The organism is Burkholderia sp. CCA53, assembly GCF_001685525.1.
Classification (GTDB): Bacteria; Pseudomonadota; Gammaproteobacteria; order Burkholderiales; family Burkholderiaceae; genus Burkholderia; species Burkholderia multivorans.
In genome coordinates, this window is the sequence record NZ_BDDJ01000001.1 from 1,705,133 (window position 1) to 1,716,977 (window position 11,845).

10 protein-coding genes are annotated in these 11,845 nt (G+C 67.1%); 5 read left to right on the forward strand and 5 right to left on the reverse strand.

All coding sequences use genetic code 11. From position 1 onward, the window contains the following. Positions 1-7: 7 nt before the first annotated feature. The 4 genes from mrdA to BCR55_RS07970 all read right to left on the reverse strand — a co-directional run bounded on the left by mrdA (position 8) and on the right by BCR55_RS07970 (position 5,198). Positions 8-2,335: a penicillin-binding protein 2 gene (mrdA, locus tag BCR55_RS07955; RefSeq protein ID WP_053297817.1), complete on the reverse strand. Its 2,328-nt coding sequence runs from the start codon at positions 2,333-2,335 to the stop codon at positions 8-10. A gap of 102 nt (positions 2,336-2,437) precedes the next feature. Beyond that, complete coding sequence (gene mreD, locus BCR55_RS07960; protein WP_006401859.1) at positions 2,438-2,950, reverse strand: rod shape-determining protein MreD; 513 nt, start codon at positions 2,948-2,950, stop codon at positions 2,438-2,440. Further along, a complete protein-coding gene (mreC, locus tag BCR55_RS07965) occupies positions 2,947-4,029 on the reverse strand; it encodes a rod shape-determining protein MreC (RefSeq protein WP_006407214.1) in 1,083 nt (360 codons plus the stop codon). Before mreC ends, mreD begins: the two co-directional genes overlap by 4 nt. 125 nt (positions 4,030-4,154) lie before the next feature. Next, positions 4,155-5,198 (reverse strand): rod shape-determining protein, encoded by a 1,044-nt coding sequence (locus BCR55_RS07970; RefSeq protein ID WP_004189550.1) that lies wholly within the window; start codon positions 5,196-5,198, stop codon positions 4,155-4,157. Positions 5,199-5,562: 364 nt separating this feature from the next. On the opposite strand from BCR55_RS07970, the gene gatC reads away from it, so the two are divergent. The 5 genes from gatC to BCR55_RS07995 all read left to right on the forward strand — a co-directional run bounded on the left by gatC (position 5,563) and on the right by BCR55_RS07995 (position 10,664). Then, positions 5,563-5,862: an Asp-tRNA(Asn)/Glu-tRNA(Gln) amidotransferase subunit GatC gene (gene gatC / locus BCR55_RS07975; protein ID WP_006407213.1), complete on the forward strand. Its 300-nt coding sequence runs from the start codon at positions 5,563-5,565 to the stop codon at positions 5,860-5,862. Positions 5,863-5,932: 70 nt separating this feature from the next. Beyond that, a complete protein-coding gene (gene gatA, locus BCR55_RS07980; RefSeq protein ID WP_006407212.1) occupies positions 5,933-7,423 on the forward strand; it encodes an Asp-tRNA(Asn)/Glu-tRNA(Gln) amidotransferase subunit GatA in 1,491 nt (496 codons plus the stop codon). Positions 7,424-7,427: 4 nt separating this feature from the next. Next, positions 7,428-8,900, forward strand: a complete 1,473-nt coding sequence (gene gatB, locus BCR55_RS07985; RefSeq protein ID WP_006407211.1) for an Asp-tRNA(Asn)/Glu-tRNA(Gln) amidotransferase subunit GatB — start codon at positions 7,428-7,430, stop codon at positions 8,898-8,900. A 115-nt stretch (positions 8,901-9,015) separates the two neighbouring features. Continuing rightward, positions 9,016-9,855: a polyphosphate kinase 2 family protein gene (locus BCR55_RS07990; protein WP_006407210.1), complete on the forward strand. Its 840-nt coding sequence runs from the start codon at positions 9,016-9,018 to the stop codon at positions 9,853-9,855. A 38-nt stretch (positions 9,856-9,893) separates the two neighbouring features. Next, positions 9,894-10,664: an exodeoxyribonuclease III gene (locus BCR55_RS07995; RefSeq protein WP_006407209.1), complete on the forward strand. Its 771-nt coding sequence runs from the start codon at positions 9,894-9,896 to the stop codon at positions 10,662-10,664. A 102-nt stretch (positions 10,665-10,766) separates the two neighbouring features. Here the strand turns inward: BCR55_RS07995 and BCR55_RS08000 are convergent, their stop codons facing one another. Then, on the reverse strand, positions 10,767-11,819 hold the full coding sequence (locus BCR55_RS08000; RefSeq protein ID WP_006412226.1) for an NAD(P)-dependent alcohol dehydrogenase: 1,053 nt from the start codon (positions 11,817-11,819) through the stop codon (positions 10,767-10,769). Positions 11,820-11,845: the final 26 nt, after the last annotated feature.

Below are 11,845 nucleotides of genomic sequence, written 5' to 3' on the forward strand. Positions count from 1 at the left end.
TTCTCCGTTAATGAGCGGTGCCGGCGTTTGCCGCGTCCGCGGCCGCCGTGGCACGAGAGTGGTCGTCGCGCGGGCCGGCCGCGAACGGCTGCCCGTCCTGCGGCGGCTTGCGCGGATCGTCGCCGGCCGGCCGGTGCGGCCGGTGCATGCGGCGCATCGGCGGCAGGCTCGCGGCAAGCGGTGCCGCTGCGCTCGCGTCGGCCGGCGGCGCGGCGCTTGCAGCGGCCGCGCCTGCGGCGCCGGGCGTGTCCGATGCGCCGGCTGCCGACGCAGCGGACGCCGCCTGCGCCGCACTGGCCGCGTTCGGCACGACCGGCTGCGGCAGCGGCTTGAAGCCGGCCGCGACGGTGACGGGCTTCGATCCGTCGCCGATCACCGGCGCGTTCACGGGTTCCGTCGCCGACGCGGCGGCCGCGACCGCCGCCGCCTCGTTCTGCGCGTTCTGGCGCTCGACGAGGTAGAAGTCGAGCACGCGCCGCGCGATCGGGCCCGCCGACTGCGCGCCCCAGCCGCCGTTCTCGACGATCAGCGCGAGCGCGATCTGCGGATGGTCGACCGGCGCATATGCGATGAACAGCGCGTGGTCGCGCAGATGCTCGGCGAGCAGGTGGCCCTTGTAATTGCCGCCCTGCAGCGAGAACACCTGCGCGGTACCGGTCTTGCCGGCCGCCAGATACGGCGCGCCGCGGAACACCTTGTACGCGGTGCCCGACGGGTTCTCGATCACGTTCTCCATCCCGCGCTTGACGACGTCGATGTCGGCCTGCTTCAGCGGGATCACGCCGCTTTCCTTCGGCACGGTCAGATGGCGCGCGCGCGTGATCGGATCCTCGATCTCCTTCACGAGGTGCGGCTTCATGACGATGCCGTTGTTCGCGAGCGTCGCGGTCGCGTGCGCGAGCTGCAGGATCGTGAACGAGTTGTAGCCCTGGCCGATGCCGAGGCTGATCGTCTCGCCGTCGAACCACTTCTGCTGCGCGGCCTTCTTGAACGCCTTCTTCTTCCAGTCGGTCGACGGCAGGATCCCGCGCGCCTCGCCCTGGATGTCGATGCCGGTGATCTGGCCGAAGCCGAACGGCTTCATGAAGTTCGCGATCGCGTTCACGCCGAGATCGCGCGCGAGCATGTAGAAGTAGGTGTCGTTCGACACCATGATCGCCTTGTTCATGTCGACCCAGCCCTGGCCCGAGCGCACGTCGTTGCGGAACGTATGGCCGCCGAACGTGAAGTAGCCGGGATCCTGGAAGCCCCAGCCCGGCGTGCGCTTGCCGAGCGTCAGGCCCGCGAGCGCCATGAACGGCTTGTAGGTCGAGCCGGGCGGGTAGGTGCCGTGCAGCGGACGGTTCAAGAGCGGCTTGTCGGGCGAGTTGTTGAGCTCGTCCCAGGTCTGCTGGTCGATGCCGTCGACGAACGAATTCGGATCGAAGCTCGGCGACGACACGAACGCGAGCACGTCGCCCGTCTTCGGCTCGATCGCGACGAGCGCGCCGCGCTTGCCCGCGAACGCCTGCTCGGCGACCTGCTGCAGCCCGATGTCGAGCGACAGCACGAGGTTGTCGCCGGGCGTGGCCTGCGTGCGCGAGAGCGTGCGCACCGGCCGGCCGCCGGCCGTCACCTCGACTTCCTCGAAGCCCGTCAGTCCGTGCAGCTCCGTTTCGTAGCTCTGCTCGACGCCGATCTTGCCGATGTAGTCGGTGCCCTTGTAGTTGTTCGCGTCGCGCCGCGGATCGTAGGTTTCCTGGTCGCTGTCGTTCTCGTCGCTCATCGCGTCGATCCGGTCCTGGTCGCGCTTCGAGATCCGGCCGATATAGCCGATCACGTGCGCGGCGGTCGTGCCGAGCGGGTACTGGCGGAACAGCCGCGCGCGCACGTCGACGCCCGGAAAGCGGAAACGCTGCGCGGTGAAGCGCGCGACTTCGTCGTCGGTGAGCCGCGTGCGGATCGGCAGGCTTTCGAAGTTCTTCGAGTCTTCCTGCAGCTTCTTGAAGCGGCGGCGGTCGCGCGCGTCGATCGGGATGATCTGCGACAGCTTGTCGATCGTGTTCTCAAGCGTGTCGTCGAGCTTCGACGGCGTGATCTCGAGCGTGTAGGCCGAGTAGTTCTTCGCGAGGATCACGCCGTTGCGGTCGGTGATGATCCCGCGGTTCGGCACGATCGGCGCGACGGAGATGCGGTTTTCCTCGGCCTGCAGCGCATATTTGCCGTGCTGCATCAGCTGCAGATAGAAGAAGCGGCTCGCGAGCAGCCCGAAGCAGACGAACACGAACACGCCCGCCGCCGCGACGCGCAGGCGGAACTTCGAGAGCTGCTGTTGGGTGTCGTTGAATTCGGTCATGCGATTACGGTCGGTCGGCCCGGCGCGCGCACGGGCGAGGTGCCGCCCCGGGGCGCGGCGCGCGGCGGGTGCGGAGGCGGCGGGTCATCAAGGTGCGGTCCGTCAGATCGGGCGCGTATCGTCCGGGTCGACCGGGCGGCGTTGCGGCATCAGCAGCAGATGGCTGGCGAGCGGCCACAGCGCGGCTTCGACGAAGCCGTCGACCAGATAGCGCCAGCCGGGGAACGCGGCGCCCATCATCAGGCGGATCACGAACGGCACGAGCTGCGCGCCGACCAGCAGCGGCGTCACGTACAGCACCTGCACGCCGATCGGCATCCACAGCACGCGGCGATGGATCGTGATCGCACCGTACGACAGCAGCGTGTACGCGAGTGCGTGCTCGCCGAGCAGCCCTGCGTCGTGCACGTCCATCAGGATGCCGAGCGCGAACGCGACGCCCATCCCCACCTTGCGCGGCTGGTGGATGTTCCAGAACAGCAGCACGAGCGCGACGAAGTCGGGCACGCCGGGCAGGCGGCCCCACGGCATCAGGTTCAGCAGGAACGCGGCGGCGAGGCTGAACGCGATGAAATACGGGTTGACCGGCTGCAGGATGTATTGCGGGCGATTCATCGCTGGGCTCCTGAGGGCGCGGTCGCCGGCTTCGCGGCGTTGCCGCCCGGCTTGCCGGACGCGGCCGGTTTCGCGGGCGCGGGCTGCGCGCCGGCCGGCGGCGCGGCGTCGGCCGGCTTGGCCGCGTCGGCAGGCTTTCCGCTCGCGTCGGCCTTCTCGCCCTTCGCGGCGGCCGCCTTCGCCGCCTTCTTGCCTTTCGCGTTCTTCTCCGCGGCCGGCTCGGGATCGGCCGGACGCGGCGGAATGTCGTTCCGGTAATGCAGCACGAGCATCTGCCGCGCACCGCGCACGGCCGCGACCGGCGCGCAGGTGACGCGCGCGAATGCGGTATCGGCGAGCTTGTCGACGCGTACGACCTTCGCGACCGGCAGGCCCGGCGGATAGACGCCGTCGAGCCCGCTCGTCACGAGTTCGTCGCCGGCGACGAGATCGGCGCTGGTCGGCACGAAGCGCAGATCGAGCGAATCGCCCTTCGGCGTGCCGTAGATCACGCTGCGCAGGCCGGTGCGCAGCACCTGCACGGGGATCGCGAGATCGCGATCGGTGATCAGCGTGACCTCGGCCTGCAGCGGGAACACGCGCGTGACCTGGCCGACCACGCCGTCCTCGCTGACGACGGGCGCGCCGTCCTGAATGCCCTGCTGCGAGCCCTGGCCGATCACGATCTTCTGCGTGAACGGATCGCTGGTGTCGTACTGGATCTCGACCGGCGTCGACTGCGCGGCGATCTGCTGGCGCAGCGCGAGCAGCGCGCGCAGATGCACGTTCTCCTGCGTGAGGATCGCGGCCTGGTTCGCGAGCGTCGACAGCTGCAGGTTGCGCTTGCGCAGCTGCTCGTTCTCGCCGCGCAGCGTCGCGCCGGTCACGGCGAGATCGGCGGCGCCCATGAACAGGTCGCGCGGCACGAGCGCCGCGCGCTGCAGCGGATACAGCACGGTACCGAGCACGCCGCGGACGATTTCGAGCGTGCTGAAGCGCGCGTCCGATACGAGGAGCGCGATGGCGAGGGCGACGAAGAAGATGAGCCGCGCGAGCGCGGGCGGACCTTGCTTGAAGAGAGGCGGCGGACTGTATTCCATGGTCGGCGCCGGGCGCGGGTGACCGGTCAAATGATGCTCAGACGCGCAAACGGCGCGGCGGTTCGTTCTGAACGAGCGATCCGGCCACGCCGCGCGTGCGTCATGTCAAGAAACGGCTTATACGATCACTCGTACGAGAAGATGCTGCCCAGCTTGTCCATGCGTTCGAGCGCCATGCCCGAACCGCGTACGACGCAGGTGAGCGGATCTTCGGCGACGAGCACCGGCAGGCCGGTTTCTTCCGCGAGCAGGCGATCGAGGTCGCGCAGCAGCGCACCGCCGCCCGTCAGCATCATGCCGCGCTCGGCGATGTCGGCGCCGAGTTCCGGCGGCGTCTGCTCGAGGGCGATCTTCACCGACGACACGATCTGGTTCAGCGGATCGGTCAGCGCTTCGAGGATTTCGTTGCTCGAGATCGTGAAACTGCGCGGAATGCCTTCCGACAGATTGCGGCCCTTCACTTCCATTTCCTTCACTTCGGAGCCCGGGAACGCGGAGCCGATTTCCTTCTTGATCGCTTCGGCCGTCTGTTCGCCGATCAGCATCCCGTAGTTGCGGCGGATGTAGTTGACGATCGCCTCGTCGAACTTGTCGCCGCCGACGCGCACCGAGCCCTTGTAGACGATGCCGCCGAGCGAGATCACGCCGACTTCGGTCGTGCCGCCGCCGATGTCGACGACCATCGAGCCCGTCGCTTCCGACACCGGCAGGCCCGCGCCGATCGCGGCGGCCATCGGTTCTTCGATCAGGTAGACCTGCGAGGCGCCGGCGCCGTGCGCGGCTTCCTTGATCGCGCGGCGCTCGACCTGCGTCGAGCCGCACGGCACGCAGATGATGATGCGCGGCGACGGCGAGAACATCCGCGACTCGTGCGCCGTCTTGATGAACTGCTTGATCATCTGCTCGGTGACGGTGAAGTCGGCGATCACGCCGTCCTTCATCGGGCGGATCGCCTCGATGTTGCCCGGCACCTTGCCGAGCATCTGCTTGGCTTCCTTGCCGACGGCCTGGATCGTCTTCTTGCCGTTGGGGCCGCCTTCCTGGCGAATCGACACGACGGACGGCTCATCGAGCACGATGCCTTTGCCGCGCATGTAGATCAGGGTGTTTGCGGTGCCGAGATCGATCGCCAGATCGTTGGAGAAATAGCTGCGCAAAAAACCGAACATTCAGAATCCTGTCTCGCTCTGGGGCCGGCCCTGCGTCACGGGTCTCAGGGCGGCAGCGGAAAAAATAACAGCCTCGGATCGTGGCGGAACGGGCCGCCGCGGCGCTCGAAGCTGCAAGTGATATTTACCGGAAATCGCACGAAGCACGCACGGCTTGCCAAAGCAGGGGCGAAACGGTGCGGGAAAAGGCTGCCGGGTCTGGGTCGAACGCGTAATGATACCTTATAATTTCGCGGTATTTGAATCGAAACGGGCGGTATTTTTGCCGCTTCGGCCCCGATTTTTGAGGGTGGGATCGCACCCTTCAACCCCCGCCGCGGCGCCGCTTTCGCGCGCCGCGCAGCCTTGTTTTTCCGGTGATCGCATGGCCCTGACCCTGACCGATGTGAAACGCATCGCCCACCTCGCGCGACTCGAAATGGCCGACGCCGACGCCGAGCACACGCTCGGCCAGCTCAACGAATTCTTCGGCCTCGTCGAGCAGATGCAGGCGGTCGACACCGCCGGCATCGCGCCGCTCGCGCACCCGATCGAACAGATCCAGGAAGTCGCGCAGCGGCTGCGGGACGACGCCGTCACGGAAGTCGTGAACCGCGACGACAACCAGCGTCCGGCGCCGGCCGTCCAGGACGGCCTCTACCTCGTGCCGAAGGTGATCGAGTAAACGCTCGACGACAAGCGCGCCGGCCCACATGGCGCCGCGCGCGACCCAGAATTCCCAGGAAGACTCCCTCATGCACGCAAAAAGCCTGACCGAACTGCGCGCCGCGCTCGCCGCCAAGGAATGCTCGGCCGTCGAGCTCGCGCAGCACTATCTGAAACGGATCGACGCCGCGCGCGACCTGAACGCGTTCGTCCACGTCGAGCCGGAGCTCACCCTCGCGCAGGCGAAGGCCGCCGATGCCGAACTCGCGCGCGGCGCGGGCGGGCCGCTGACGGGCCTGCCGATCGCGCACAAGGACGTGTTCGTCACGCGCGGCTGGCGCTCGACCGCCGGCTCGAAGATGCTCGCCAACTACGAGAGCCCGTTCGACGCGACCGTCGTCGCCCGCCTGCAGGCGGCCGGCATGGTCACGCTCGGCAAGACCAACATGGACGAGTTCGCGATGGGCTCGTCGAACGAGAATTCCGCGTTCGGCGCGGTGAAGAACCCGTGGGACACGAACGCGGTGCCGGGCGGCAGCTCGGGCGGCAGCTCGGCCGCGGTGGCCGCGCGTCTCGCGCCGGCCGCGACCGGCACCGACACCGGCGGCTCGATCCGCCAGCCGGCGTCGTTCGCGGGCGTGACCGGCATCAAGCCGACCTACGGCCGCGTGTCGCGCTACGGCATGATCGCGTTCGCGTCGTCGCTCGACCAGGGCGGCCCGATGGCGCAGAGCGCATCCGACTGCGCGCTGCTGCTCAACGCGATGGCCGGCTTCGACGAGCGCGACTCGACGAGCCTCGAGCGCGACGACGAAGACTTCACGCGCCACCTCGGCCAGCCGTGGGCCGCGGGCAACGATGCGGCGAAACCGCTCGCCGGCCTGCGCATCGGCCTGCCGAACGAGTATTTCGGCGACGGTCTCGCCGACGACGTGCGCGCGGCCATCGACGCGGCGCTGAAGCAATACGAGGCGCTCGGCGCGACGCTCGTGCCGGTGTCGCTGCCGAAAACGGAATTGTCGATTCCGGTCTACTACGTGATTGCGCCGGCCGAGGCGTCGTCGAACCTGTCGCGGTTCGACGGCGTGCGCTTCGGCCATCGCGCCGCGCAGTACGGCGATCTGCTCGACATGTACAAGAAGTCGCGGGCCGAGGGCTTCGGGCCCGAGGTGAAGCGCCGCATTCTCGTCGGCACGTACGTGCTGTCGCACGGCTACTACGACGCGTACTACCTGCAGGCGCAGAAGATCCGCCGCATCATCGCGAACGACTTCCAGGAAGCATTCAAGTCCTGCGACGTGATCATGGGGCCGGCGTCGCCGACGGTCGCGTGGGACCTCGGCGCGAAGGGCGACGATCCGGTGCAGATGTATCTCGCGGACATCTACACGCTGTCGGTGAGCCTCGCCGGCCTGCCGGGCATGAGCGTGCCGTGCGGCTTCGGCGCGGGCGCGAATGCGAAGCGTCCGGTCGGCCTGCAGATCATCGGCAACTATTTCAACGAAGCCCGGATGCTGCAGGTCGCCGACGCGTTCCAGCGCGCGACCGACTGGCACAAGCAAGTTCCGGCAGGGGTGTAAGCATATGACTCAATGGGAAGTCGTCATCGGTCTCGAGACGCACGCGCAACTGTCGACCGTCTCGAAGATTTTCTCCGGCGCCTCGACGCAGTTCGGCGCGGAACCGAACACGCAGGCCTGCCCGGTCGACCTCGCGCTGCCGGGCGTGCTGCCGGTGCTGAACCGCGGCGCGGTCGAGCGGGCGATCCGCTTCGGCCTCGCGATCGGCGCGACCATCGCGCCGCGCAGCATCTTCGCGCGCAAGAATTATTTCTATCCCGATCTGCCGAAGGGCTATCAGATCAGCCAGTACGAGATTCCGGTCGTGCAGGGCGGCGCGATCACGATCCAGGTGCCGGCCAACGAGAAGGCCGGCAAGCCGGCGTACGAGAAGACGGTCAACCTGACCCGCGCGCACCTCGAGGAAGACGCGGGCAAGTCGCTGCATGAAGACTTCGCCGGCATGACGGGCATCGATCTGAACCGCGCGGGCACGCCGCTGCTCGAGATCGTCACCGAGCCGGAAATGCGCAGCGCGGCCGAGGCCGTGGCCTACGCGAAGGCGCTGCATGCGCTCGTCGTGTGGCTCGGCATCTGCGACGGCAACATGCAGGAAGGCTCGTTCCGCTGCGACGCGAACGTGTCGGTGCGTCCCGTCGGCCAGGAAAAGTTCGGCACGCGCGCCGAGATCAAGAACCTGAACTCGTTCCGCTTCCTCGAGGAAGCGATCAACTACGAAGTGCGCCGCCAGATCGAGCTGATCGAGGACGGCGGCGAGGTCGTGCAGGAAACGCGTCTGTACGATCCGGACAAGCGCGAGACGCGCTCGATGCGCAGCAAGGAAGACGCGCACGACTACCGCTACTTCCCCGATCCGGACCTGATGCCGCTCGTGATCGGCCGCGACTGGGTCGAGCGCGTGCAGGCCGGGATGCCCGAGCTGCCGGCCGCGATGCAGCAGCGCTTCGTCGAGCAATATGGCGTGTCCGCGTACGACGCCGGCGTGTTGACGTCGACGAAGGCGATGGCCGCGTACTTCGAGGCCGTCGTCGCGAAGGCGGGCGCCGCGAACGCGAAGATCGCCGCGAACTGGCTGATGGGCGACGTGTCGTCGCAGCTGAACCGCGACGGCATCGACATCGACGCGATTCCGGTGTCGGCCGCGCAGCTCGCGCTGCTGCTGCAGCGTATCGCCGACGGGACGATCTCGAACAAGATCGCGAAGGAAGTGTTCGCGACGATGTGGGAAGAGAAGGCGAGCGACGACGGTGCGGCCGATCGCATCATCGACGCGAAGGGCCTGAAGCAGATCTCCGACACCGGCGCGCTCGAGGCGATCATCGACGAGGTGCTCGCGGCGAATGCGAAGTCGGTCGAGGAATTCCGCGCGGGCAAGGAAAAGGCGTTCAACGCGCTGATCGGCCAGGCGATGAAGGCGACCAAGGGCAAGGCCAATCCGCAGCAGGTCAACGAACTGCTGAAGAAGAAGCTCGGCTGAACATGACCGCGCGCCTGAACCGCGCCTGACGACGGGCCGCTGCCGAACCTGTTCGGCGCGGCCCGTCGCGTTTCGATGCGAGCGCCCGCGCGCCGCGTCGTACAAGGAGGAACGAATGGCGAAACAACCGTCGCTCGACGATTTCCGCGTGCCGTACTTCAAGCACGGCAAGGATGGCGCCGCATTCCGGCTCGACGCGTTCGATCCGTCGGCGAAGCCGTTTTCGTCGGGCTCCAAGGATGCCGACCGCGAACGGCTGTCGATCGTATCGACCGAGCTCGACGTGCAGCAGGAGCGGCTGCACACGCAGCAGAAAAAGCGCGTGCTGCTCGTGCTGCAGGGGATGGACACGAGCGGCAAGGACGGCACCGTGCGTGCGGTGTTCCGCGACGTCGATCCGCTCGGGCTGCGCATCGTGCCGTTCAAGGCGCCGACGCCGATCGAGGCCGCGCACGACTTCCTGTGGCGCGTGCACGCGCAGGTGCCGGCCGCGGGCGAGCTCGCCATTTTCAACCGCAGCCATTACGAGGACGTGCTGGTGCCGCGCGTGCTCGGCACGATCGACGACAAGGCATGCGAGCGCCGCTACCGGCAGATCCGCGATTTCGAGACGATGCTCGCGGAGAACGGCACGACGATCGTCAAATGCTTCCTGCACATCTCGAAGGACGAGCAGCGCGAACGGCTGCAGGCGCGCATCGACGATCCGACCAAGCACTGGAAGTTCGACATCGCCGATCTCGACGCGCGCAAGCACTGGGATGCATACCAGGACGCGTACCGCGACGCGCTCGCGGCGACGTCGGTCGAGCATGCGCCGTGGTACGTGATTCCGGCGAACTCGAAGACGCATCGCAACGTGATGATCGCCGAGCTGCTGCTGCGCACGATGACGGACATGAAGCTGGAATTCCCGCCGCCGAAGCCGGAGCTCGACGGCGTGAAGGTCCGCTGAACCGCTACCTCGAATACTGAACTGAAACGGAACCCGACATGATGCGTGTCATTACCGCCAACCTGAACGGCATCCGCTCGGCCGCGAAGAAGGGCTTCTTCGACTGGCTCGGCGAACAGAACGCCGATTGCGTCTGCGTGCAGGAAATCAAGGTGTCGGCCGACGATCTGCCGGCCGAATTCGTCGCGCCGCACGGCCTGAAGAGCTATTTCCACCATGCCGCGAAGAAGGGCTACAGCGGCGCGGGCCTGTACAGCCGCCGCGAGCCCGACGACGTGATCATCGGCTTCGGCAGCAGCGAATTCGATCCGGAAGGGCGTTACGTCGAGGCGCGCTACGGCAAGCTGTCGGTCGTGTCGGTGTACGTGCCGTCCGGCTCGAGCGGCGACGAGCGCCAGCAGGCGAAGTACCGCTTCATGGACGAATTCATGCCGCATCTCGCGGCGCTGAAGAAGACGCGCGAGGTGATCCTCTGCGGCGACGTGAACATCGTCCACAAGGAGATCGACATCAAGAACTGGAAGAGCAACCAGAAGAACTCCGGTTGCCTGCCCGAAGAGCGCGCGTGGCTCTCGAAGCTGTTCGACGACGTCGGCTACGTCGACGTGTTCCGCACGCTCGATCCGCGGCCCGAGCAGTACACGTGGTGGAGCAACCGCGGACAGGCGTATGCGAAGAACGTCGGGTGGCGGATCGATTACCAGATCGCGACGCCGGGCGTGGCGGCGACCGCGAAAAGCACGTCGATCTTCAAGGACATCAAGTTCAGCGACCACGCGCCGCTGACGGTGGATTACGACTACGCATGACGGCTCGCGCCATGCGGCGCGCGCTCGATCACGCCGCATCGTAGAAACGAAACAACGGGCCGCATGTCGCACATGCGGCCCGTTTCGTTTCGGCGGCGCGGCTTACTGCTTGATCGACGCCATGTCGATCACGAACCGGTACTTCACGTCGCTCTTCAGCATCCGCTCGTACGCAGCGTTGATCTCCTGCATCGGAATGATCTCGATGTCGGACGTGATGCCGTGCTGCGCGCAGAAGTCGAGCATTTCCTGCGTCTCCGCGATCCCGCCGATCAGCGAGCCGGCGAGGCGGCGGCGCTTGAAGATCAGGTTGAACACCTGCGGCGACGGGTGATCGTGCTCGGGCGCGCCGACGAGCGTCATCGTGCCGTCGCGCTTGAGCAGATGCAGGAACGGATTCAGGTCGTGCTGCGCGGCGACCGTGTTGAGGATGAAGTCGAAGCTGTTCAGGTGCGCGTTCATCTGCGCTTCGTCCTTCGACACGACGACTTCATGCGCGCCGAGCCGCTTGCCGTCCTCGATCTTCGACGGCGACGTCGTGAACAGCACGACGTGCGCACCCATCGCGCGCGCGAGCTTCACGCCCATGTGACCGAGCCCGCCGAGGCCCACGATCCCGACCTTCTTGCCGGGCCCGACGTTCCACTGACGCAGCGGCGAATACGTGGTGATCCCCGCGCAGAGCAGCGGCGCGGCACCGGCCGCGTCGAGCGTGTCGGGCACGCGCAGCACGAATGCTTCGTCGACGACGATCTGCGTCGAATAGCCGCCGTACGTTATGTCGCCCGTCACGCGATCCTGGCCGTTGTAGGTGCCGACGAAGCCGTTTTCGCAATACTGCTCGAGGCCTTCCGCGCAGCTCGCGCAGGTGCGGCACGAATCGACGAGACAGCCGACGCCGACCAGCTCGCCGACCTTGAAGCGCGAGACCTGCGGCCCGGTTGCGGTCACGCGCCCGACGATTTCGTGGCCCGGCACGACCGGATAGATGGTGTTGCGCCATTCGTTGCGCGCCTGATGGAGGTCGGAATGGCAGACGCCGCAGTAGAGGATCTCGATCTGCACGTCGAGGTCGCGCAGCGCGCGACGCTGGAATTCGAACGGGGCGAGCGGCGATTGCGCGTCGGTCGCCGCGTAGGCATAGGTGGTGCTCATGCGTAAGGCTCCTTGTCCGGTTAAAC

Excerpts from the sequence above, each read along its gene's own strand:
- mrdA (WP_053297817.1), bottom strand. The coding sequence starts at position 2,335 with ATGACCGAATTCAACGACACCCAACAGCAGCTCTCGAAGTTCCGCCTG.
- mreD (WP_006401859.1), bottom strand. The coding sequence starts at position 2,950 with ATGAATCGCCCGCAATACATCCTGCAGCCGGTCAACCCGTATTTCATC.
- mreC (WP_006407214.1), bottom strand. The coding sequence starts at position 4,029 with ATGGAATACAGTCCGCCGCCTCTCTTCAAGCAAGGTCCGCCCGCGCTC.
- BCR55_RS07970 (WP_004189550.1), bottom strand. The coding sequence starts at position 5,198 with ATGTTCGGTTTTTTGCGCAGCTATTTCTCCAACGATCTGGCGATCGAT.
- gatC (WP_006407213.1), top strand. The coding sequence starts at position 5,563 with ATGGCCCTGACCCTGACCGATGTGAAACGCATCGCCCACCTCGCGCGA.
- gatA (WP_006407212.1), top strand. The coding sequence starts at position 5,933 with ATGCACGCAAAAAGCCTGACCGAACTGCGCGCCGCGCTCGCCGCCAAG.
- gatB (WP_006407211.1), top strand. The coding sequence starts at position 7,428 with ATGACTCAATGGGAAGTCGTCATCGGTCTCGAGACGCACGCGCAACTG.
- BCR55_RS07990 (WP_006407210.1), top strand. The coding sequence starts at position 9,016 with ATGGCGAAACAACCGTCGCTCGACGATTTCCGCGTGCCGTACTTCAAG.
- BCR55_RS07995 (WP_006407209.1), top strand. The coding sequence starts at position 9,894 with ATGATGCGTGTCATTACCGCCAACCTGAACGGCATCCGCTCGGCCGCG.
- BCR55_RS08000 (WP_006412226.1), bottom strand. The coding sequence starts at position 11,819 with ATGAGCACCACCTATGCCTACGCGGCGACCGACGCGCAATCGCCGCTC.